Annotated in this window: 23 protein-coding genes and 1 pseudogene; 3 read left to right on the top strand and 21 right to left on the bottom strand. The window is 44.1% G+C overall.

What is annotated here, in order from left to right:
- The 5 genes and pseudogenes from AACR09_RS05070 to AACR09_RS05050 all read right to left on the bottom strand — a co-directional run.
- Positions 1–280 (bottom strand): annotated as a pseudogene (locus AACR09_RS05070) (cache domain-containing protein); the annotation flags it as partial.
- A 104-nt stretch (positions 281–384) separates the two neighbouring features.
- Complete coding sequence (locus tag AACR09_RS05065; protein ID WP_017083881.1) at positions 385–1,668, bottom strand: TRAP transporter large permease; 1,284 nt, start codon at positions 1,666–1,668, stop codon at positions 385–387.
- A 9-nt stretch (positions 1,669–1,677) separates the two neighbouring features.
- Entirely contained in the window at positions 1,678–2,265 is a 588-nt protein-coding gene (locus tag AACR09_RS05060; RefSeq protein WP_076646195.1) for a TRAP transporter small permease subunit, read from the bottom strand.
- A 234-nt stretch (positions 2,266–2,499) separates the two neighbouring features.
- The gene (locus AACR09_RS05055; protein ID WP_017060957.1) at positions 2,500–3,594 is read right to left on the bottom strand and encodes a TRAP transporter substrate-binding protein; all 1,095 of its coding nucleotides are present in this window, start codon (positions 3,592–3,594) and stop codon (positions 2,500–2,502) included.
- A gap of 616 nt (positions 3,595–4,210) precedes the next feature.
- Positions 4,211–4,603 carry a hypothetical protein gene (locus tag AACR09_RS05050; protein WP_004733388.1) on the bottom strand — a complete coding sequence of 131 codons (393 nt, stop codon included), beginning with the start codon at positions 4,601–4,603 and terminating at the stop codon, positions 4,211–4,213.
- 220 nt (positions 4,604–4,823) lie between these two features.
- Between AACR09_RS05050 and AACR09_RS05045 the strand changes: the two genes are divergently transcribed.
- Entirely contained in the window at positions 4,824–5,639 is an 816-nt protein-coding gene (locus AACR09_RS05045; protein WP_076646201.1) for a DUF2982 domain-containing protein, read from the top strand.
- Positions 5,640–5,742: 103 nt separating this feature from the next.
- On the opposite strand, the gene AACR09_RS05040 is transcribed toward AACR09_RS05045, so the two are convergent.
- The 15 genes from AACR09_RS05040 to nrfB all read right to left on the bottom strand — a co-directional run bounded on the left by AACR09_RS05040 (position 5,743) and on the right by nrfB (position 20,483).
- The gene (locus tag AACR09_RS05040) at positions 5,743–6,396 is read right to left on the bottom strand and encodes an MBL fold metallo-hydrolase (RefSeq protein WP_004733386.1); all 654 of its coding nucleotides are present in this window, start codon (positions 6,394–6,396) and stop codon (positions 5,743–5,745) included.
- Between the two features lie 100 nt (positions 6,397–6,496).
- Positions 6,497–7,045, bottom strand: coding sequence for a YcbK family protein (locus AACR09_RS05035; protein WP_004733385.1), 549 nt, complete (start codon positions 7,043–7,045; stop codon positions 6,497–6,499).
- A gap of 199 nt (positions 7,046–7,244) precedes the next feature.
- On the bottom strand, positions 7,245–8,783 hold the full coding sequence (locus AACR09_RS05030) for a L,D-transpeptidase family protein (protein WP_193836095.1): 1,539 nt from the start codon (positions 8,781–8,783) through the stop codon (positions 7,245–7,247).
- An 80-nt stretch (positions 8,784–8,863) separates the two neighbouring features.
- The gene (locus AACR09_RS05025) at positions 8,864–9,952 is read right to left on the bottom strand and encodes a DUF1513 domain-containing protein (protein WP_029404975.1); all 1,089 of its coding nucleotides are present in this window, start codon (positions 9,950–9,952) and stop codon (positions 8,864–8,866) included.
- Positions 9,942–11,003, bottom strand: a complete 1,062-nt coding sequence (locus tag AACR09_RS05020; RefSeq protein WP_193836094.1) for an imelysin family protein — start codon at positions 11,001–11,003, stop codon at positions 9,942–9,944. Before AACR09_RS05020 ends, AACR09_RS05025 begins: the two co-directional genes overlap by 11 nt.
- 158 nt (positions 11,004–11,161) lie before the next feature.
- On the bottom strand, positions 11,162–12,550 hold the full coding sequence (locus AACR09_RS05015) for a di-heme oxidoreductase family protein (RefSeq protein ID WP_193836093.1): 1,389 nt from the start codon (positions 12,548–12,550) through the stop codon (positions 11,162–11,164).
- Positions 12,551–12,660: 110 nt separating this feature from the next.
- Positions 12,661–13,920 carry an imelysin family protein gene (locus AACR09_RS05010; RefSeq protein ID WP_017066835.1) on the bottom strand — a complete coding sequence of 420 codons (1,260 nt, stop codon included), beginning with the start codon at positions 13,918–13,920 and terminating at the stop codon, positions 12,661–12,663.
- Between the two features lie 176 nt (positions 13,921–14,096).
- Positions 14,097–14,693 carry a GTP cyclohydrolase II gene (locus AACR09_RS05005; RefSeq protein ID WP_004733379.1) on the bottom strand — a complete coding sequence of 199 codons (597 nt, stop codon included), beginning with the start codon at positions 14,691–14,693 and terminating at the stop codon, positions 14,097–14,099.
- A gap of 249 nt (positions 14,694–14,942) precedes the next feature.
- Positions 14,943–15,119 carry a hypothetical protein gene (locus AACR09_RS05000; RefSeq protein ID WP_193836091.1) on the bottom strand — a complete coding sequence of 59 codons (177 nt, stop codon included), beginning with the start codon at positions 15,117–15,119 and terminating at the stop codon, positions 14,943–14,945.
- An 89-nt stretch (positions 15,120–15,208) separates the two neighbouring features.
- Positions 15,209–15,649 (bottom strand): heme lyase NrfEFG subunit NrfF, encoded by a 441-nt coding sequence (gene nrfF / locus AACR09_RS04995; RefSeq protein WP_193836090.1) that lies wholly within the window; start codon positions 15,647–15,649, stop codon positions 15,209–15,211.
- On the bottom strand, positions 15,646–16,200 hold the full coding sequence (locus tag AACR09_RS04990) for a DsbE family thiol:disulfide interchange protein (protein WP_004733376.1): 555 nt from the start codon (positions 16,198–16,200) through the stop codon (positions 15,646–15,648). The genes nrfF and AACR09_RS04990 overlap by 4 nt, the downstream gene beginning before the upstream one ends.
- On the bottom strand, positions 16,181–18,103 hold the full coding sequence (locus AACR09_RS04985) for a heme lyase CcmF/NrfE family subunit (protein WP_193836088.1): 1,923 nt from the start codon (positions 18,101–18,103) through the stop codon (positions 16,181–16,183). The genes AACR09_RS04990 and AACR09_RS04985 overlap by 20 nt, the downstream gene beginning before the upstream one ends.
- A 128-nt stretch (positions 18,104–18,231) precedes the next feature.
- A complete protein-coding gene (nrfD, locus tag AACR09_RS04980; RefSeq protein WP_193836087.1) occupies positions 18,232–19,206 on the bottom strand; it encodes a cytochrome c nitrite reductase subunit NrfD in 975 nt (324 codons plus the stop codon).
- 2 nt (positions 19,207–19,208) lie between these two features.
- Positions 19,209–19,895, bottom strand: coding sequence for a cytochrome c nitrite reductase Fe-S protein (nrfC, locus tag AACR09_RS04975; protein WP_016797526.1), 687 nt, complete (start codon positions 19,893–19,895; stop codon positions 19,209–19,211).
- 3 nt (positions 19,896–19,898) lie between these two features.
- Positions 19,899–20,483: a cytochrome c nitrite reductase pentaheme subunit gene (nrfB, locus tag AACR09_RS04970; protein WP_004733372.1), complete on the bottom strand. Its 585-nt coding sequence runs from the start codon at positions 20,481–20,483 to the stop codon at positions 19,899–19,901.
- Positions 20,484–20,964: 481 nt separating this feature from the next.
- On the opposite strand from nrfB, the gene nrfA reads away from it, so the two are divergent.
- Positions 20,965–22,395 carry an ammonia-forming nitrite reductase cytochrome c552 subunit gene (gene nrfA, locus AACR09_RS04965; protein WP_017091593.1) on the top strand — a complete coding sequence of 477 codons (1,431 nt, stop codon included), beginning with the start codon at positions 20,965–20,967 and terminating at the stop codon, positions 22,393–22,395.
- A gap of 126 nt (positions 22,396–22,521) precedes the next feature.
- Entirely contained in the window at positions 22,522–22,866 is a 345-nt protein-coding gene (locus AACR09_RS04960) for a rhodanese-like domain-containing protein (RefSeq protein ID WP_108166927.1), read from the top strand.
- A 136-nt stretch (positions 22,867–23,002) separates the two neighbouring features.
- Here AACR09_RS04960 and AACR09_RS04955 read toward each other — a convergent pair whose 3' ends face one another.
- Complete coding sequence (locus AACR09_RS04955) at positions 23,003–23,632, bottom strand: TPR domain-containing protein (protein ID WP_102442540.1); 630 nt, start codon at positions 23,630–23,632, stop codon at positions 23,003–23,005.
- Positions 23,633–23,634: the final 2 nt, after the last annotated feature.

The raw sequence follows: 23,634 nt of genomic DNA, 5'->3' as shown, positions 1-23,634 counted from the left end.
CAGAGCCATATCTAAGTTTAGACAATATGGTTCGAACTTCTTTTTTGGCTTGTGCTTCTTTGATATCGGGGTCGTTGTAGATATGTTCAATGGCGTCGAATGCGAGGTCGACCGTGTCTTTGAGGGCGTTTTCACGCGACTTGATTAAGCTGTCTCTGAAGATCTCGACCTCTTTCGCACCCAACGTCTTGGTTTGGTGTAACGAGATCCAACTTATGCTCGCCGTGACCAGTAGCAACGGGAGTAGCGTCAGCAAAATCAGCTTAGCTTTTAGAGGCATTCCTTTCCCTCACAAAAAACGGCTTACTGAACATCAATAAGCCGTTTTACTTTAGCAATTTATAGATAGCCGTTGAAACATATCATTCACATTCTTGGCTTCACTCACATTCCATAGAAAGAAGGGAAAGCGAGAAGTGATCCAAGTACGAGGATTTGAATCAGAATGAACGGCATCACGCCTCGGTAGATGTCTTTTGTGGTGACGCCTTTCGGTGCAACCCCTTTCAAATAGAACAAACTAAAACCAAATGGCGGCGTTAAGAAGGAGGTTTGTAGGTTCATCGCGATAAGGATAGCGAACCAAGTCATGTTGATGCCCATCAGTTCAGCAACAGGCGCAATGATCGGCACGATAATGAAACAGATTTCTACGAAGTCGATGAAAAAACCCAGAATCAAAATCACCAACATGGTAATGATCAAGAAGCCCCATTTTTCACCCGGCAACTGCAGCATCCACTCTTCAACCAGATAATCACCGCCAGTATAAGTAAACGCCATCGAGAATGCCGTCGCACCAAGCAAGATAGCAAAGACCATTGCCGTGACTTTCACTGTTTCTTTGGACGCTTCATACACCATCGACCAACTGAATTGACCGTACAGCAAAGCAAGTACTAAGGCTCCCGCGCCACCTAATGCAGCTGACTCTGTCGGCGTGGCAACACCCGCGAAGATAGAGCCCAATACCACAATGATCAGCGCGAGTGGCGGTACGATAGCTTTCAGTGCATTGATGACTTCTTGTTTACGACTAATTGAGTCATCACGTTCAATTGGTTGAGCCGCTTCTGGGTTAAGCTTGGCGTATATCAAGATATAAACGATATATGCGCCCACCAACATGACACCAGGCCAAATCGCCGCTTGGAACAAGTCCCCTACTGGCACACCGAGTACATCACCTAATAAGATCAGTACGATAGAAGGCGGAATGATTTGCCCTAACGTGCCAGACGCACAAATAGTGCCGCAGGCTAAGCCTTTGTCGTAGTTGTACTTGAGCATAACTGGCAACGAGATAAGACCCATTGCCACCACAGAAGCACCTACTACGCCCGTTGAAGCAGCAAGCAGTGAACCTACCAGTACCGTCGAGATCGCAATACCACCACGAACGCCACCAAACAGTCGTCCCATTGACTCAAGCAACTGCTCAGCAAGCTTGGTCTTTTGCAGAACAAGCCCCATGAAAACGAACAATGGAACGGCCATCAGCACCGTATTTTCCATGATCGATTGAATTCGATATGGCATGAAGGCGAACATTTCGATGCCTTCAGCCCAAACACCAAAGATTAACGCGATACCACCAAAGGTGAACGCGACCGGGAAGCCAAGTAAAAGTGCAAACAAGGCTACGAAAAACATTACTATTCCAATCATGTTCAGCCTCTACTTATTCTTTGTGTGAGTATTTTTTGTGTGAGTATTGTTTGCATGCGTGTTATTTGCATGGATAAGGTGCGGATTAAAAATTTTGTTCAACGAATGCAGAATCAAACCAACACCACTAACTGCCATCAAGAAAAACGACAGTGGGATCATCGCTTTAATGATCCAACGATACGGCAAGCCACCGGGATCGCCCGACGTTTCACCCAGGTTATAACTCTCTTTGGCCACATCGATACCAAACCAAGCCACCAGCAAACAGAAAGGAAGCAGGAAGACAACGGTGCCTATTAGGTCAATAATCGCTTGTGCCTTGAAGCTGAGTTGTTCGTAAAAAACATCCACTCGCACGTGGCCACCCGCTTTGATGGCGTAAGGAACACCTAATAGAAAAACGGCTGAGAAAAGGTGCCATTCCATCTCTTGGAAGGCGATAGACACATCGTTAAAGGCGTATCGCATCACAACGTCATACACAACGTTCGCAACAAGAAGGATAAACAACATACTGGAAAGCCATCCCAGTGCATCACCGATACGATTAAATAGGCGTTCAATATAAATTAGACTTCGCATTCCCGACTCCATGGAATTTGAAAAGACATCGCGTATTAGAGTTAGGGCAGCTAAAACAAGTAGCGCTAACAAGATGCACGACGTAGAAAGGGTTCTTGGGATCTTGTTACAGGATTTATCCTGCTTAATTATTATGTTTAAAATGAACCCGCCGCTTATCTGCTTAGATACGTAAGCCCTTAGACTTAAGCTATGTAACAGTACGTTTGCTTTGGGTTCATTTAACTTTTAGGTCACAACTGTCGATTATTTCGCTTGGCTATTTAAATAAGCTCTGTGTGAAATATCCGTCCATGAGCGCACTTGCTCTAGGTAGCTTGCTTGTGAAGCTTGGATCTCTTTCGCCAGCTCATCTTTCTCAGCATGTGCAGCAAGTAGGCGATCGTTCGCTTCTTTCAATGCCGACATGACTTCAGGCGGGAAATCTTTAACTTGTACATCTGGGTATTCTGTTTTCATTGAAACCCAGTTCTTGCCACTTTCGTGCGTTGCTTGTGTGTACATGTCGTAAGCCGCTGTACGCATTGCAACACGCAAGATTTCTTGTAGGTCTTCAGGAAGCTTGTTCCATGTACGCTTATTCACTAGGAATTGAAGCTCTGAACCCGGCTCGTGCCAACCTGTGTAGTAGTACGGCGCGATTTTGTGGAAACCCATGCGCAGATCAAGTGATGGACCTACCCACTCTAGTGCGTCGATTGTGCGGCGCTCCAAAGACGTGTAAAGCTCACCAGGGGCAATGTTAGTCGGCTTAGCACCTAGCTCCGCAAGGATTTCACCAGCAAAGCCTGGGATTCGCATTTTCAGACCTTGTAGATCTTCAACGCTGTTGATCTCTTTTTGAAACCAACCACCCATCTGAATATCCGTGTTACCACCTGGGAACGACATTAGGTTGTGTGGAGAGTAAACCTGCTCCATCAACTCCATACCGCCACCGTGATAGAACCACGCATATTGTTCAGCTGGCGTCATACCGAAAGGCATAGAAGTGAAGTAAAGAGTGTTTGGAACTTTACCTTTCCAGTAGTAAGAGCCTGAGTGACCCATGTCGTATTGACCAGACTTAACCATGTCAAAAACGCCAAGCGGTGCTTTGTGTTTGTTCGCTGAATCGATTCTGATTTGCAGTCGACCATTCGACATTTTCTCAGCCATCGCAGCCATGTTTTTGGTTGCATCACCGAAAACAGGGAAGTTTGGTCCCCATGTTTCAGCAAGCTTCAAGCGATAAACCTTATCAGCAGCTGTGGCACCAGTTGCGACCAAAGCTAAACAAGCCGCTGCAGTAACCGCAACGTTTTTAAAAACTCGTGTGAGGGAGTTAGAAATGAGACTCATGTTCACGTCCTTTTGTTGGATTAACACTCTTTCTGTGAGTATTTTTTATGGTTCAACATAAGAGTGCACCTTGATGAGGCAACTAGATATCAGGGAGAGCACGCACGACAGACCCACACAAACTGCGTATTAGACCAAAGGATTACGTAGAACTACGTAGGAGATAATTGAGTTATGTCGATTTTAAAGGACTTACTCCATTCACCAGGGGAATGCTTATTGATAAATACCTAAGTATTAATAATTAAATACCGTTAACAATTGATTGCCATTTCGTGATGAGGCTCTATTCACACCACAGATCAAATACGCACCTAAATGCATTTAATCCATGAGAATCAAGGTTTCAGAGAATCAGACGCCCTACTTTAGTGCTTACTGATTCGAAACATGGGACACGCGACAGACAGATGAATAACGAAAGAGATCAGCCGATTGGAAATAAGGCTGCTGGGGCTAGGTTTGAATATAAGTATGGGTTTAGGGTTTAGGTTGTGTTTTTGTTTTTGGTTTTGGTTTTGGTTTTGGTTTTGGGTTAAACATGATCCGTCAGATACAAAAAAGCCTCGAAAATCGAGGCTTAAAAACTTAACGAAGCGAATGTAATCCCACAGGATTAGATAGCTTTGTAGATAACCTTGTTACCTGCAAGTTGCTCTTTCGCTACTAGGTTTTCTTCAAGAAGTTTTTTCAATGCGCCTGTTGCCCATGAAGCTGCTTTCGCGTCTTCTTGACCAGCTGCTAGGCCGATACCTTTAGGGTTAATGCCTTCAGCATTGCTAACAACGATGTCTAGAACTTGTTGTTGCTTAGGAGTCAGTGCTACTGCAACTTCTTTAGTTGCTGCTACTGCTTTCTCTACCGCTGGTTTTGCTGCTACAGTTTTTTCTGCTACAACTTTCTCTGCGACAGGCTTCGCTTTTTTCGGCGTTGCCACTGCTTTAACTACAGCCGCTTTAGTGCGTTTCTGCAGTTTAGCCTGCACCTTACGCTTATGAGCAAGTCTCATTGAATATTTCTCCAGTTCACTGCTCTTTTCGCAGTGGTGAAAATTTGAAGCGCGATTTATACCAAAAAACAGGAGCTATTTGTAGAGTGAAGCGCCGAAAGTCGACGAAAAATACCGATATTGTCTACTAGCGTCTATTATTTAATCATCGACTTATCAATTCAGGGTCATATACACTGGTTATCCATCCAGACAAAAATATGAAAACTTGGTGTTGCCTATGGACACTCGTCACCTTACAAATTTCTCTTTGCCTTCGTTCACACGTTCGTACCGTATTCTGGCCGTTGTTTTAGGCTTCGTTTGCTTGATCGTTGCTCTGTACAGTGACAATCCAAAGTTACTGATCGTGGGTGCATTTTGCATTATTGCCCTACTCGGAACTGGTTATTATTTAATGTTGCGCAGCAGAGTGATGTTCACTCTCACACCGACGCATTTTCAGCAGCATTTTTATAAAGGTGGGTGGGTTTTAAAGTGGAGTAATATTGAAAAGATTGGCCTATGTACTTACGAACAAGATGGGTGGCATCAACCTCTTCCTTGGGTTGGTATCAAGGTTAAAGATTACTCGCCCTACCTCGATTCAATTTGCCCTAAAATCACTTGCGAGTTATTGCTGAGTCAGCGAGCACTTTTGTATCTGGGCGCCAAGCAAGCGGGTAAAGAGTCAAACTTTGAAGATATGGTGCTCGACTCATCGCATTACCATGCTCGCTGCACTGAGAGCGGTTGTGTGGAACTGAACAGATATAAAGAGTCACAAAATACTGACGAGGTTATCTTCAACGATAGCCAAACACAGACTAGCCCAAGTTCATCCCATGAATCGAAATCCCATAAATCGAATGCGCAAAACGCAGTGATTAAAGACTATTCAGGATTGCAGGCGATGCTTGCGAACAGGATGAAATATCAGAGGGGTTTCCACGGTTACGATATTTTCATATCAACTCAAGATTTGAATATGAGTGGAGAAGAGTTTATTGGACTTGCTCGACGCTACTTGGCGGCTGCCGAGCGTCTTTCTGATTAAAATTAAACAGGTTTAAAAATAAACTCGTACGCAATAAAAAAGCTTAGCTTTCATAGGAAAAGCTAAGCTTCATTTTCAATCGTTCTTCTATTAAATCAGAGACCTAGTACAGAGGCATTTCATCTGCTACGAATGGGTTTGATGCGCGCTCACGGCCAAATGTAGACTCAGGGCCATGACCCGGAACGAATGTTACGTCGCTGCCTAGTGGCCAAAGCTTAGTCTTGATTGAAGCAATCAGCGTGTTGAAATCACCTTGAGGGAAATCCGTACGACCAATAGCACCGTTAAATAAAACATCACCAACAAACGCCATGCGCGCTTGCTCGCTGAACAGTACAACGTGACCTGGCGTATGACCCGGAGTATGAATCACATCAATCACTTGGTTACCAAAAGTCACTTTGTCGCCCTCTTCCAACCATGTGTTTGGTTCAAAAGCTTTGCACAGTGGGAAACCAAACATCTGGCTTTGGTTCTCTAAGCCTTGAAGCCAAAAGTTATCGGCTTTATGCGGGCCAACAATATTCACGTTCAAGATCTCAGCAAGCGGTACAGTGCCGCCCACATGGTCTAGGTGACCGTGCGTCAGTACCAAGTTCACCACTTTAACACCTAGCTCTTCAATGATCGCAGCCAACTGTTGAACGTCACCGCCCGGATCGACAACGATGCCTTCCATTGTCTCATCACACCACACAATTGAGCAGTTTTGAGAGAAAGAGGTAACAGGGACAACTTGATACTTGAGAGACATATACAAACCTTAAAGGGCAAACTGAAATTTGGGCAAACTATGACATTGGATGTCTACTTTGACAAGTCCCTACCGTTTCGCTCGCAATCTAAGCCTAGCGCTACCAGCTGCGAACTGGGCCAGTATCGATATGGATAAAGTTGCTACGTGCATAATAACCTACACCACCCGCGTTCAGGCTTTTGGCTACGTCTCTTAATTCTTTTAGGTTGACGCCATCAATACGGAAATCAATCGCTTTACCCAACATGTGGTAGCTCTTCTTAGCTACGCCACTCGACTTAGAGCGCAATGCTTCATTGGTCGCAGGAGAACGGTAACCAGAGATGATTTGAACTTCTTTTTGAATACCTAAGACATTTTGAATCTGAGTGATCTGATCAAACAGGTTCTTATCCATTGGGTGAATTTCATTACGGCGGAAATCGCGACATAGTTTGCTGAGGCGTGCCATCTCGTCACCAACATAGTTAGTGCCATCGAAATAACAGGTCTCTAATCGTTCACCAGTGTGAAGATTGTTCATGCTAATCGTTCTTGGTTGATCAGGGTATGAAGCAAAAGCGATAGAAGGAGTAATTGAGGCGACAACAGCGGTACCACCAGCGTAAGTCAGAAACTGACGGCGTGAAAATAAACTTTGAGACATACAGCAAAAAAACCAATTAGATCGAACGAAAAATGCACGATACATAATGGTAATTGCTGCGTCAACGTACAAAAACCGCCCAAAAGGTTAGTATTTGTAACCTTTGCACGGTTAGTTATTGATCCACATTATAATTTTATCAATAGAAGCTTGGTTGTCATTTTTTGGTCAAGATCACCCTTATTGGCTTCAGTGATAATTAACCACCCTCTTTATCATATTGATAGATGTCACCACGATATTGTATGCCCCCTTCTTCAAACAATACGGTTTGATAAATGATATGTACGGGGATTCGCTTCTTGAGTCGCACCTTAGTATTCGGAGCAAGGTCATCACTCTGGTTAGGTACTTTCCTTACCTTGGTAGCAAACAACAACTCAGCCAATTCCTCTGCATGTTCAACGCGTATGCAGCCGGAGCTATAAGCACGGAAGTCGTCATTAAACAGACCTTTGCTTGGCGTATCGTGCAGATAGATCGCTCGCTTGTTAGGTGTGTTGAACTTGTACAAACCTAATGCATTACGCGACCCGGCCTGCTGACGCATTCGATATGGGAAAGAATTGAAATTGATGGTCTGCCAATCGATCTCAGTGGTGTCGACCGTCTCCATAGTGCGCCAACCATCAATCACTTGGAAGTTGTGTGTATCTAGATAGCTTTCGTCCGCTTTCACCTTAGGCAAGATGTCTTTGACCATGATTTTCCATGGCACATTCCAAGTCGGGTTTAGGATGACCGAATCGAGATTTATCTCTAAAAGTGGTGTTTTTCGCGACTTTCTGCCCACCACGACTTTGGACTCAAAGACCTCTTCGCCATCTTCCCAATACTTCATATCAAAACTAGGCACGTTGACCACGATGAGAGAGTCTCTGTCTCTAGGCCACAAACGAACACGCTCGGCATTCAGAGCCAATGAAGTCAACCGATCATCAAAGCTCATGTTGATCCATTTGATCGTATCTGGCCCGACGATCCCATCATCTGTAAGGCCGTGCATTCGCTGAAAAGATTTAATCGCCGTTTGCAGATCTCGATCGAACTCGGGAAAATCGACCGCGATCATCGAGGTATCAACACCAACCAAGGCAATGCGCTCAACAAGAACCGTTTTGCCTGAAAGCTCGTCACCCAAGCGCTTCAAACCTTTCTGTCTATATCGTTCAATATTGAGTTCAGAGGCGGTTTCTAACACCGAATAGGTTGCTTTGAATTGGTCAAAATCCCCAACAGGCGGCGCGTAAGACAACACCATTTCCAATAAGTAATCATTGGCGACGCTGCTTTTCAATCTCATCAGAATATGCGGAGAAGGCGCGGGTAATTTGGAATGCAGCTTGCCCGAGAAGTACCACTCTTTACCGGCAAGCGGCGCATTTTCAACGTAGCTCAGGTAGTAGATAAAGGTATCGGTGAGTAATATGTCCAACTCTTGCCATTGAGCATGAGATTGATAGTGACGAATTTGCTTGAGTTGTCGCTCGAAGAGTGGTGCCATTTGAGCTTGTTCGAGAAGCGACAATTGAAATTCAAACGCCTTAACAAGTTCAGGTGAATCCCAAAGAATAGGCAGAGACGAGTCTTGATAAATACTCTGGGTAAGCTCTGGATAAATCAGCATAAAAGAGAGCTCTGAATCAGCCGGAATAAATCGACTCTCGTCAGAACTCGTATAGCTCCATGCGTGCACAGAAACTAGAACTAATAATCCACAGAAGTATTTCGCGAACATGCTTAACTCCATCACCAACCATCTCATAAGTATGGCAAAGAAATGGGAGTAAGCATGTTATTTTTAAGAGGCTTTATAAATCAGATTGAACTCCAATGGTTATCCCACTGGACCGATGATTGCTGAGTTGATTTCTCATAAGGCTTGCTCTGGCTTACCACACTTCCTGCCCCAGAGCTTAATCGAAACTCACCATCAAGCAGCACAGCACCAGAAGCATCAGATAATGCAGAGAGTTCTACTAATTCTTTGGTTTCTTTAGACCAAATACCGTAGCAGTTGCCTCTTGGCGAAGTCGCAATAATCCAATCATCTGACGCCGCAATGCTGGCGATATAGTGATTGAACCTTGCCCATTGCTCTGGCTCTGCGTTCAGCGATTCAAACTGGCCGCCTTTAGTATGCATCGCCAATAGCGAAGGATACTCATCTGGTTCACCACGATATTGCTGGCCACAAAGCACGGTTTCAGCACCATCATGGGCTAAGTGTCGAATGCTCAGCTTCTTATCCAACAATTCAACCTGATCAAGTAACACACCTTCAGGAGAAACATAACTCAAGCTCGGCTGCATCGAATCGAGGTTTTTCGGTGTTCTACCATCAGTATGAACGCCACCAACGCCGATCGCGAGATTACCATCCGGCATGATGATCACTTCATGAGGCCCAATACCAAAACCGCTGAACTCTTCGACCTTACGATAGCCTTGCGCGACATCGTAAACGCCAATCACACCTTGGCTGCTGTCCGTTTTCCCTTCAGTGGCATACAGTAACTTGCCATCTAATGAGTAAACGCCATGACCATAGAAGTGACGGTTGTTACCTTTCACGACCATTTTGATCTGCTGACCGTTTTTATAGTCAAACACCATAAAATAGTCACCAGGACGACGAGCAAACACCACCGCATGTGATGAGGTTGGGCAAATCGCGACGCCATGACCACGATCTGGGATCGGCAGTTGACTCAATGGCATTCCATATTCGTCAGCCACAACCGCTGAATATTGACCTCGCCCATTCAGCGCACAACCGATTAATTGAGGCTCACTAGATGAGCTCACAGCACCAAAGCGACTAGCGCAGCCAAACGGAAGCAATGGAACAGCTGCACAACCCAGTGCAGCCTTGAGTAGCACTCTTCGCGTAGTATCAGTCACCATCGGTAGCATTAAATCCTATTACGACACCAAGCTCTATCGCCACTTCTTCATGAATGAGGTACTTCAAACGTTCTAGTTTGTTGTATTGAGTCAGCACATCTCTATAGCCCTCTTTGCTCTGCAATAACTCAAACAAGCTTGAGTCTGTAGGCCAAGTATCTAGCGTCAATGTGAACTGGTCAGCAACGCGATCAGCTAGGTCGTTTAAGCCCTTCTCTCTCAACAAGCCGTCTAGACCATTGCCATCGGCAAGGTACAAATTCTGAAGTGCTGCTACATTCGCTTTTAGTTGAGTCATCGAGGTTTGTGCACGCCATGATTCTGAGAAGTAAGGACGCGGATGACCAATTTTCGCCATCGGGCGACTCAGCTTTTTCATGCTGTAATCAAGTTGGTTGGTCAATAAAGCGATGTATTCAGACTCCCAGCGGGTCTCGTCTAGCGCTAACCAAGGGTTAACCTGCCATGCTTGTGCAATCGAAGATGACTTAATCGCCAAGTTTTCAGTAATCGCTTGTGATGATTGGCAACCTAGCGCTTTGTCTTGAAGCAGTGGCGATTGCTCGTCATAAAGCGACCATTCCAACGCTCCTAGCCCTTGCACTGTCACACTCTGCTGAGCAATTTCGTCTTGAGACCAAGCTTTGTTCTGCTGAGTTAATTGACGCATCTTAAGACCCGTCGTGTTCTTTTTGTCTGGCCAGAATTGAACATTCCAGCTCTCTTCAAGCGCTGCTGTTGGGCCTCTTTCTTGGCCTTGTAGTGCCATCCAGCTGTTCATGGTGAGCTGCCACTGACTTTTCAAAGCACCTAACTCAACATCATTAGTTTGGCAGTAACCCTGCATCAAGACTTCTAGCTGGTTGGCTTGCTTGGCGAATAGGACTGCAGAATCAAACTCTTGTTGATAGACACTGCGACTGATGTGGTCGGTCGTGTCTGCTTGATAAGACACACCGTTAACCTCAGATGAAGCGGCTTGCTCACCCGATGATTGGCAGCCTGCCATGATTAATACCGACAAAGGCATTAACAAAAATTTATGTGTCATGCTGTTACCTTACTTCCTAATTTTTCTTTTAATTATATGAGTTCATTAAATACGAAACGACCGCTGGACTCGTATTCCTACAAGTTCAGCGGTGCTAAGTGGTTTGATAGCGGCTTTCTTAAGTCATTAGCCGTTAACTAAACTGAATTCAACTCAGCCTATAACGAGTTTAAGAACGCCAATAGCGCTTCACGCTCGCTGCTACTAAGAGCTAAAACGTTTTGTTTCGCCATTTCTGCTTCACCGCCATGCCAAAGCACAGCTTCCATAACATTTCTCGCACGACCATCATGAAGTAAGAACGTGTGGCCATTCACTTCTTTGGTGTAGCCTAATCCCCATAAAGGTGTTGTGCGCCATTCTTGGCCATTCGCAAGATACTCAGGACGGTTATCCGCTAAGCCTTCACCCATATCGTGCAGCAACATATCGGTATATGGGCTAATTAACTGCTTAGACAGTGCCGGTAAACCTTCACGCTCTGCCGTGCGGAATTCAGCTTGGTGACAACTTTGACAACCAGCGTCTTTAAACAGCTTTTTACCCTGAACAACGACTGGATTGTCGACATTACGACGAATAGGTACCGCTAGATGCTGCGAATAAAACTCAACAAAATCTAGAATGTTGTCGCTGACTTCTGGTTTACCACCATTTGGAAAATCATCACAAGTTGATTGCGCTGATGTACAGTTTTCATTCGGGAATAAGCGACTCGTTAAGCCCAAATCACCGTTAAACGCCGCCGCATTTTGCTGCATTAGGTTTGGCTGTCCAGCTTTCCAACCAAAACGACCTAGAGCCATTTCGTTGGTTTGAACATCGAGAACATAGTTAGCTTTACCTGAAATACCTTTCTTGTCGGCCAATTGCTGATCAGCAAATCCAAGAATCGTTTCTTTTGAAATGCTCTCCAGCAGACCAAGGCCAATCATTGGCGGCGCAACGCGCGCAGAAAACTCTGTTTTAGGGTGCATCTCGCCAAAAGCAAGATCAGTAATCTTTAGGGTTGGTTTACGCAGAGTCAAGACTGTGCCGTCTTTGAATTCAACGGGAACATCTGTGTAGCTGATGTTCACTTTACCCTCTGGTTTCACACCTTGAAGCGCGAAATCTTGTAACTGGCCGCCGTAAGTCGGTTCTGGAATACCACCATCACGAATGAAGGCTTGTCTCTGCTCTGGCGTTTCGGCTGGAATACTTAAGCGAACCAACATTGAAACCGCGTTCTCATCGCCTTTTTCAGGCGCATGACCACGACCATCTTTAATATGGCAGTTTTGACAACCGTTGGTGTTGAATAGTGGGCCTAACCCATCACGCGCATCGGTTGATGAGGGTGCAGGTACCCAAGGGTTTCTGAAGAAACTGTTACCAACACTGAAATCCAAGCGTTTGCTCATTGGTAGATTGGCTGCAGGAAGAGAAAAAGCATTCGCTCCCTCTTTCTTCACAGTCGTTTTACCACCAGAGTAAGTTTCATGGGCATGTAATGGCGATAAGAAAAACAGTGCGGTTAATAGTGAGGCTGATAGATACGACTTCATACATTGCCTTGCGGTGTTTTTGATTTTAGTTTTTATGTGGGAGTAACTTTTTTGAATAACAAACAATTAAGGGCTCAATGAGAGCCCTTAATTGTTTTCGTCTCGGGTTCTTAGAACTCGTGATCAGCCGTGTCTGGGTTAAGGCTATCAATACCAATAACACCAGCGGCACGCTCAATCGCAGCGGTTTGAGACACTAGCGCAACAATCGTTTTGTTTACTAGTGCGTTACCCGCAGCGTTGTCAGCAGCAATTAGCTGATCGAAGTGCTGGTTGTTTTTCTCAGCAGACGTTACTAGTTGACCAACTTGTGCACGTGCTAGGTCAAACTGCTTTTGGATCTCTTTCGCAGCTTGCTCATCTTTTTGCTCTACTAGGTCAAACAGGCTTGGACCTGAAAGCAGAGTGCCGTCTTCACGCTTATATAGACCCGTGTAAACGTTGTAGATGCCTTGCTCGTTGTAGTAGTGAGAGTTGTGCGTGTTATCAGAGAAACAATCGTGCTCGTCTTCAGTAGAGTTTGCTTCTAGTGCAACCTTCATACGCTCACCCGCTAGTTCGCCTAGAGACAGCGAACCCATGCCAAATAGCATTTTACGTAGGCCGTTGTCGCTAGATTCAGAAAGAAGCTCTTGACGGTAGTTACCTTTCTCGCCTTCAGCCCACTGTTTTTCCATCCATTCTAGATCTTGGATAAGAAGTTCAGCTGATGCTTTTAGGTATGCGCCACGACGGTCACAGTTACCATTAGTACACTCAGCGCCAACAACGAAGTCAGTGTAAGCACGCTCACCTGCACCGCTGTTTGTGCCGTTTAAATCTTGACCCCAAAGTAGGAATTCAATCGCGTGGTAGCCAGACGCTACGTTTGCTTCAGAGCCACCGATCTCGTTGAGATCTGCAATTAGTTCTGGAGTAATGTTGGTTGCGTCTACCGTTGTCTGACCAATTTGGAAAGTTTTATTAGCAACGATGTTTGCGCTAGCGCCTTCGTTACCAAGCTCATATTGGTAATCAGTCGAAACGTAATCGATTAGGCCCTCATCAAGTGGCCATGCGTTCAATTGGCCTTCCCAATCGTCAACAACAACGTTACCAAAGCGGAATACTTCTGACTGTTGGTAAGGTACGCGAGACTCAAGCCAAGCTTGTTTTACTTGTTCGAAATTGCCAGCAGAAGGAGAAGCTAAGAAGGTATCAATAGAAGAGTTCAACGCTTTTGCTGTAATTACTGAATCTGCAAACACGGCATGAGCAATATCTGCGTAATGTTCTACAACTTGATCTTGAGTTACTGCTGCGAAAGAAGAAGCAGAGGCAAAAAGGAGTGACGAAGTTACGGCTTTTGTCACTAAAGATTTAATAGTCATGAAGCATCCTTGTTGAGCTTTAAATTATTATTCGTAGTAATAGTGCAAACCATTATCATTTGCACTACGGATTGGAATAATACAAACTTACAATTTTATTGCAAGATAAATACAAAAAAACCTCACATATGTGAGGTCTTTAAACATTTTTATGTTAAGCGCAACAAAGAGGCTAATCAAATATCCAGATTATGCTTACCGTGTGAGACTTTTGCCTTCAGGTAGCTTTCATTACCCGACTTAACATGAGCAGAGGTGTTCACCACTTCTTCAATCTCAATACCAAAAGATTTCAGCTCATTGATTTTCTTTGGGTTGTTAGTGACTAGGCGAATTTTTGTGGTTCCTAAAGCACGAAGCATTTCTGCCGCTTCAGTAAAATCACGCAAGTCATCACCGAAACCTAGATGGTTATTGGCTTCGTAAGTGTTCATACCTTCGCTTTGCAGGCGGTATGCATCGATTTTATTGTATAAACCAATACCACGACCTTCTTGGCGTAAGTAAAGAATCACTCCACCCGTCTCACCCATAATTCTAATGGTTTCGTCTAGCTGCTCACCACAGTCACAGCGAGAGGAATGGAAAACATCACCAGTCAGGCACTCAGAGTGCATACGAACAAGAGGTATGTCTTGTGTCTTGTCTGCTGATTTAAATATCACAGCAACATGCTCTTTATCTGTTTTCAATCCATGAAAAGACAGAAGTTCAGCATCAATACTGCTTGTTACCCCTACTTTGAAATCTATTCTGGCACGCACTTCCGCCATAGCTATACTCACTTGAAAATTCGATGTATTTAACAACACTACATTATATGTCTAGGCAATATTTTGTAGCTAACTATCTAATGATAGACACTATGAGGCTGTTAACAATTTTTTTCAAGGTCGACCATGCACTAATTGTTATATTATAACAATAATTTTTCAGGTAACAAAAAACCCCACATTGGAATGACCAACATGGGGTTATAAATTAATCAGTTGCGGCTAAGGCTACGATTTTTTACAGAACGTTCAACTTATTTGAGTTTGCTTCCAGATAACAAGCTGAACCCAAGCGTTCTCTAATTCGTTTAACTCTTCTTGAGTAAGCGTAGAAATGCTCGACTTTGCACTGTATTTTTCTGCCCATTTGTCAGATCGGACACGAGTATGGAACTCTTTCTTTAAATTTGAGATTACGTTATCCACAGATACATCCTTATATAACAGTGCTTAGCCTTTATAATCCTTTAATGTTACAAAATACAGGTCAATTGGTAAACAGTAATACATAATTTTTATGAGCTCTTTCTAACACTTTTTACTGATAGATATATAAATAAGAGGAATAATACGCTCGGAAGTAGCCAAAGTAATAAGTTTGAAACACTCATTGCTGGTTTATAGAGCACAAATTCACCGAACCTTTCCGTCATATATTGAGTAATTTCATTATTACTCTTCCCTGCTTTCACCATATTGAATACAACAAGGCGTAAGTCTTTTGCAATTGGAGAGTTCGACTCAATCAGGTTTTGATTCTGGCATTGTGGGCAACGTAGGGTTTTTGCCAATGTAATAGCGCGCTGCTGTTGTTCTGGGTTTTCAAACTCAAACAGCTCAACTTGAATACTCGTATCCTTATTACTGGCTGTAAACAGATCTTCTGCCAAAATCGGAAAACTAATAACCATAAACGTAGACAGCACAACGAGTGCTTGTATTAAAGGCTTCATCATCCATTCGCACCATCAAAATACATCGCAAGTTCTTCTTGCCACACTGATTCGTTGATCACGCCCAGTAACTTCTTAATGATTTGGCCGTCAGCGTCGACCAGATACGTTTCAGGAGTACCGATTACGCCGAGTTCTAACGCTAGCTTACCTTGAGGATCACTGATCACCGTTGAGTACGGATTGCCATCGCTCGATAACACATTGATCGCTGCCCCGGAGTTATCTCGATAATTGAGCCCAACAATTGGAATACCTTTATCATGAAGTTTGAGCAAAAAAGCGTGCTCAGTTTTACATATACCGCACCACGAAGCCCATACATTAACCAGTTGATAAGGATGCTGAGTGACATCAGCCAACGTAATTTCCTGTTTACTACTGATGCCTTCACTATTCGCTAACGCAGTAGATATGAATTCTGGGAATGCCCTTTTTTGCTCTGACACAATCGTCGATTGCTGCTTATTATTGAGCGCAAAGGCAAAACCCAACACCACCATTAATGCCAAGATAATTAACGTGATGAGCTTGTTACGAACGCTGGTATGCATACTGTGACGCCTTAACGGTTTTCTTTTTACGATGAGTCAATGAGAGTAAAGCGCCAAGAATGGAGAACAACCCACCAAACCAGATCCAGCGCGCATACGCCTTGTATTGCACTCGAAACGCATAAGCGGTGGAATCTACTTTCTCGCCCATGGTGATATAAACATCGCCATGCCAGAACCACTTCATTGCAGGCTCACTCATGTTCATGACTCGAACTTGGTAGTGTCTTCTTTCTGGCGCGATGGTAAAGCTTTTCTCACCAGTATCTAAGTTTAGTATCGCCTTCTCTGCGGTAAAATTTGAAGCGACATAAAGCTCAGTATCACGATGAGAAAGCGTCCAATCCATGAACTCTACTTGTGCGCCCGGGCTTAGTTTATAGCTGCGCTCAAATGAGTGATAGCTATTCATTGCAGCACCTACAGCGAGTACTGCAACCCCGACATGAGCAAAGGTCATCACCCAGACTTTGCGTTGGAACTTGGAGCTGCGCGTCACCACTAAGCCATAAACATGAGTGAGTAATACCCAAAACGCGAGTGACCATGTCATCAGAGCCATCACTTGTGCTTGCGCCTGTTCTACTTGCCAAGAATAACAAGCGTAACTCAATGCCAACGACACCAAAGCTAACAATGAAATAACACCTTTGGTTGCCTGAGGTTTAATACTCAGTAAAGGGGCTAAGCCGACGACGGCTAACGCAAGCAAAGCCAAAGGAGCAATTAACAGATTAAAGTAAGGCGCACCTACCGATATGTTCCCCAGTCCAAATAGCTCGAATACCATTGGATAAAAAGTGCCAAACACCACAACAGCGGTCGCCAGGACAAAAATGAGTACCGCGACTAGGCTTAAAAAACTCTTACTGGCGAAGCTAGTAATCGGGTTAGATTCAAAAGATTCTCCTCTGATGATAAGCAGAGAAAATGAGCTCACCAATACCAACACTAATATAAGTAGCAGTGCGATACCTTTGGTTGGGTCAACGGCAAAAGCATGCACCGACGTTAATACGCCAGAACGAACAATAAAGGTACCCAAGATACTCAAACAAAACGTAATGAAAGCAAGGCTGAGAGACCATTTCAAGAGCTGTTGTTTACCCTTAGCAACGCCTAGACTGTGCAGTAAAGCTGTTGAAGTAAGCCACGGCAACAAGCTGGCATTTTCAACAGGATCCCAGAACCACCAGCCGCCCCAGCCTAATTCGTAATATGCCCACCAAGAACCAAGAATGATCCCTGCAGTTAAAAAGATCCAAGCGACTAGACACCAACTGCGACAATGGGCAACCCAATCAAACTCAATAGGATCAACCAGCAAAGCGGCTACAGCAAATGCCAGCACCACAGAAAAACCGACATAGCCAAGGTAAAGTAATGGAGGATGAAAGATCAGGCCAACATCTTGCAACATTGGGTTAAGGTCACGCCCTTCTAGCGGCAAGATCGAATTCATTTCAAATGGGTTGGATGCGAATAACGTGAACCAAGCAAATATCGCGAGCAGTAGATTCATTACCCACAACACACGGCTTTGGTATTCATTCGAATAGTGTTTTTGTAAGGCAATCACGCCAGACCAGACGCTGATCGTCAGTACCCAAAATAACAAGGAACCTTCATGGCCTGCCCATACGGCTGCAAGCTTAAAAAATGAGGGTAATTGAGTATTCGAATGTTCAGCGACATAGAGGATAGAGAAGTCATCACTGACAAAGGCATAGCCAAGCAATGCGACAGAAGTGAGAGAAAACAATGCACTTGAAAGAGAGAAACTGCGGATTAAACCTATATTTTGCGTCCGTTTTTTTAGCATTTGATAAAACGAATGCACACCAATAATGCTACTGAGTACAGCAACCAACACTAAACTAAACAGCCCCAAAGAACCGACCATATCACCTCAATAAGGCTCCGCTTGAGCAGAGCCGATCTGAACACGCATCTCATATTTGTTTAAAGCATGTTCATTAATAAGCAGATATTCAGTATCCAACATCTGCTCACTAATAAACTTGAGCAAAATTAAGCTATCGTTAACTGCCCTGCATAAAGGACAAAAGTTCGCAGCATTAATACGCCCATTAGACTTAGCGAAGTCACGGAGAAAATATACACCGAGCTATGGCGGATTGAGGTTGGTGTGACGGCATTCAGCAACAACGGTAAAACCATGCCAACACCGATGACGCCATACCAGAACCAACTCGCCCAGAAACCACTACCAATTGCATTCCATACTGCTTGTTCACTTTGACCACCAGCGAAGATCAGCCCAGTAAAGAAAGTAATTAGAACAAACAACTCAAACATCACGACTGGACGTTCGAATCCGTGAATCCATGAAATAGTCGGGCTATGAGGTGATTCTTTAAAGACCAGCACACCAAATAAAATACACGCCGCCGCTCCCGAAGATAAGCTCGAGAATAAGAACAAAATCGGCAGCACTGGGTTATTCAATAGTGGGAAAGTATTTAAAGCTGAAAGCAAGAATCCGGTATAAGCGGCAAGCATAAGAGCAAGAACAGCTAAGAATATTTCCAGAGCATTCTCAAACACTTCTAATTTGCCAATCCAATTACCGACAAAATCAAGTCGCCCTTTTAGCCATGCTTGATCATTCAAGAACACGACTATTTGATCTCTAAATATAATGCCGATCCAAAGGAATAAGATCACCATATATACTTGGAATAAGATCACACCCATCGACATCACAGACGTTGGATTATAGAAGATCATAATCTTCCAAAAGGATAACGGTTTTGTCAGGTGGAAAACCAAGATAAGCAGACCTGAAATGATCCCAAATGGTGCAAGAAAAGCCGTGGCCTTTAACACACCATCATGAGCGGGATCGCCTTCAATGACCTTACGTTTTAGGTAAATGGAGATCATTACGGCACCCGCCGACATCCCCGCGAGAAATAGATAGATGGCTATAATCCAGTCCCATACCACCGTACCAGACTGAAAAGCTGCGTCCCATGCACTCATAATCAAATCTCCCCTTTTTGGTGTGGCACTTTATAGAGTTTTGGCTGAGTACCTAGATAAGCTTTATCTCTGTAAACCACCTCCGATTGAAGCACCTGGTTTATCTCACTCTTAGGGTCATTTAGATCGCCAAAGACCAGCGCATTGGTCGGGCAAGATTCGACACAAGCAGGCAACTTCCCTTGTGCAAGATTGGTATCACGACAGAAGTTACATTTATCTGCGGACTTGTTCTCAGGATGGAAAAAGCGCACTTGATATGGGCAAGCCAATAGACAATAACCACAACCGACACACTTCTCTTGATGAACGTCGACAATGCCGGTTTTTTCATCTTTGTAGGCCGCGCCTGTTGGGCAAACCATCACACAAGGTGCGTTATCACAATGTTGGCAAGAGTTACGAGTAAAACGGTAATCAACATTGGGATATTCGCCTTGGGGCTCACTCTTAATAATTTCTAAGCGCGATACACCTTCCGGTACTTTGTTTACTTCACGACATGCTTCGGTACAGGCGGTACAACCAATACAAGCGGTTTCGTCATGAATCATTCCATAACGTTTAGTGCCATCTTCTTGAACATTGGCTAGCGTCTTGCGACTTGTTACTGCCGCAGTTCCCGCTACACCTGTGGTAAAAATAACGGCACCAGCGCCTGCTAAAAAGTTTCTTCTTGAGCAGCTCATAGATTACTCCTCTTCTTTCTTCTGGTTGAAGTCTGAATGGCAATCCACACACAGCTTGATGGTTTGCTTCTTATCTAAGCCCAACACCTTTGCTTCAGTCGCATGAACATCATGGCAATTTGAACACGTTAAGTTTTGCGCGTGAACATCGTGAGTCCAACTCGCTTCACGCAGATCATCAGGCTTGTGACAATCGATACATTGGCTATTGGCATCTAAAATTAAGCTAGGGTCTAGGAAAACCTTTTCAGTTCCCGGTTGTGATTGAGCCTCGCGATACTTCACCACTTCGGGCGCACCTTCACGGTGATCGGGGCTAATAGAACTATGACAGTCGGTACAATTTACTTCGCGGCCAAGCAAAGCGTGTGCACTTTCACCATGTGAACCCAATACCGTTTCTTTTGAATCTTTATGGCATTGAACACACTTGTAGTCTTTGTCGCGGATTAATTCGACTTCATGTCTTGTTGATTCTCCTACTGGCGTAACAGCAGGCTCAGCAACAGCATGAATGGAATAACCATAGAGGCAGAATGCTAGAAGGGATTTAAGCATTATGACTATGGCCAATTTAATATTGCCCATTTTATCCTTTCCTTATACCGGCATTATTTAACTCTCAACTAAATAATATTCCGGTTAAACAAAAGTACCCTTAAACGATATTATTACCGCTTAAATGATATCAATTCTTATTTTGGATAAGCCACAACGCTTTCTATAGTTAGAATATACCTCTAATTGGGTAATACGAAATTTGGATGGGTTAATCTGTGAACGCAATCACCCTATTTATATCATGGTCAATTTAGGTAATTGATTGTTATATATGATAATAATTCTCAATTAAATTTTAATAACATTGCCCACCAATACCCCTTTAGGGGTATATAAACTTCAACGTGATTGAAGTCACTACCATTAATTGATCTAAGACAAGCTATATCCAACACGTAACAAAATGTGTTTGTTTATGAATTAATATAAACAGGAATTCTCCAGTTCTTAATTTGAATAGCAAACTCACAACGCTTGGTATAAGAATCAGTATATTGGAGATATCACTGTGAAAAAGCATTGGATACGTAATTCGGTCACAGCACTATTAATGGTTAGCGCATCACTAGCAAGCGCGACCAGTTTTGCTGCGTCTGAACAAAAAGAAATTGGCGATCCTCGTAACGACCAGTTCGAGCAAAACCACCCAGATCAATATCATTCATGGAGACAGACTTCAGAAAGCGAAGTTATTGAAGACGCACTAAAAGAAGATCCCAACATGGTTATCATGTGGGCTGGCTACGGCTTCGCAAAAGATTACAACAAGGCACGTGGTCACTTTTATGCGATTGACGATGTACGACAAACGCTTCGTACTGGCGGCCCAACAGACGAAAGCTCAGGCCCAATGCCAATGGCATGTTGGAGCTGTAAGAGCCCAGACGTAGCACGTGTTATTGAAGAACGTGGCGAAGATGGTTACTTCGAAGGTAAGTGGGCGCGTCTTGGCAACGAGATCATTAACCCTATCGGCTGTTCAGACTGTCACGATACCAAAAGCGAAGGCTTTAAAAATGGTGAACCAGCACTTAAGGTGACTCGTCCTTACGTTGAACGTGCATTTGAAACGATTGGTAAAAAGTTTGATGAACAAAGCCGTTTAGACCAACAAGCTTCTGTATGTGCTCAGTGCCACGTGGAATACTACTTCACAGGGCCAACCAAAGGTGTGAAATTCCCTTGGGACCAAGGTACAACCGTTGGCGACATGGAACGTTACTATGATGCAATCAACTTTAAAGATTGGACGCATAAAGTATCGAAAGCACCCATGTTGAAAGCACAGCACCCAGGTTTCGAAACATGGCGCGAAGGCATCCACGGCAAGAACAAAGTCGTTTGTGCTGACTGTCATATGCCGAAGGTGACCAAAGAAGATGGCACTGTTTATACCGACCATAAAGTGGGTAACCCATTCGACCGCTTCGAAGATACGTGTGCAAACTGTCACACTCAATCGAAAGAAACCATGCGTAACATCGTTTCAAGCCGTAAAGCGCAAGTTCTGAACATGAAGCTAACTGCTGAGAAACAAATCGTAGCCGCTCACTTTGAAGCTGGCGCGGCATGGGAAGCGGGTGCGACAGAGCAAGAGATGGAGCCTATCCTACTGGATATCCGTCACGCTCAATGGCGTTGGGACTACGCTATTGCGTCTCACGGCATTCATATGCATGCACCTGAAATCGCTCTAGAAGTGCTAGGTACTGCCGTTGACCGCGCAGCCGATGCTCGAACTAAGATTGTTCGTCTACTGGCGAAGAAAGGCATCACCGATCCAATCGAGATTCCAGATATCTCGACAAAAGAAGCAGCTCAAAAAGCGCTTGGAATGGACATGGATAAGATGAACGCTGAGAAACAACACTTCTTAGACACTGTTGTTCCTAAATGGGAAGAGCAAGCTGAAAAGCGTGAAGCCAACTACGAATACTAGTTTCTTCAATTAGACCATTACGTAAAAACCAGTCACACTATTATTGTGTGGCTGGTTTTTTTAGGTTTTGGGGAAGACACATCAATATCGCCCCCCCGATCCGCTCGCCAATTCAAGGAATAAACAATGAAAATCTTACTTTCGCTTTCGGCATTATGTATTGCACTACTCAGTTCAGGCGTTCACGCATCTGAGCGTGCAGAGACAGGGTGGGAATTAATAGAGAAAGGCGCATTAGTGGTTGATGTCAGAACACCTGTAGAGTTCGAACAAGGGCATCTAGACAACGCCATCAACTACCCTCTTTCTGAAGTGGCTACTCACTTTGCTAAGATAGATAAAGACCAACCCATCGTGTTGTATTGCCGCAGTGGCAATCGTTCAGGACAAGCTTATCAATTCTTGCGTGCTCAAGGGTTTACTCAGATACACAACGCCGGTGGCTTAATCGAAATGCAAGAAAGCCAATAACTTGAGAGATTAATGGCTTTAGAGGCTAATCGCTTCAAAAGTAAGTCGTTTCAAAGGCTAATCGTTTCAAAAGCAAATCGCTTCAAAGACAAATAGTTTCAAAGGCTAATCAGGAAGAACAGCCTATTGACCAAGCCTAGCGGATCATTTGTTTGGCTTGGTTGATCGAATGGATAATAGAAACACGATCAATGCCCTTTTGATTGGAATCGAGAATTTGAGTCCACGCATCAATCGCTTGTTGATAGCGCATACTAATGAAGTGATCGGTCGCAATCAGCATCAATGCCGTACGATCATTGGGATCAAGCTGCATGGAGTGATCCAGTAACGCATTCACGTCATCGCTCATCGCTTGAGAACTAAGATAGTAAAGTGCCGTTGCTTTGGCTGCATAGAGGCCAGAAGGTGCTTGAGGGTCTAATCGAATCGCGTAGTCGTAACAGGTGAACGCTGCATCAAACTCCCCTTTCTGCATATACACACCACCAAGCTTAAACCACAAATCGGATTGATTCGGGTCTTGCTCAAGGCTTTGCTGAAGTTCATCTTCGAAATCTGTCGCCGTGTAGTTATTGTTATCATCCAATGGAAGTTGAGGTAACTCTTGTTTCAGTTGAGACCAGACAAGCACACTCAAAGCCACAGCAGTAAGTGAAATCATCACATTGCCTTTTAGATGACTGCCATTGTTGTTCGCGGCAATAACGATCACAATCAAAAACAGGCTCATTAGTATCAAAGCGACCAACAACCAGATATCCATTT

The sequence above is a fragment of the Vibrio sp. OPT20 genome (assembly GCF_963889365.1).
Classification (GTDB): Bacteria; Pseudomonadota; Gammaproteobacteria; order Enterobacterales; family Vibrionaceae; genus Vibrio; species Vibrio splendidus.
Note: the sequence above shows the minus strand (reverse complement) of the source record. Positions and strands in the feature narration are given on the sequence as shown.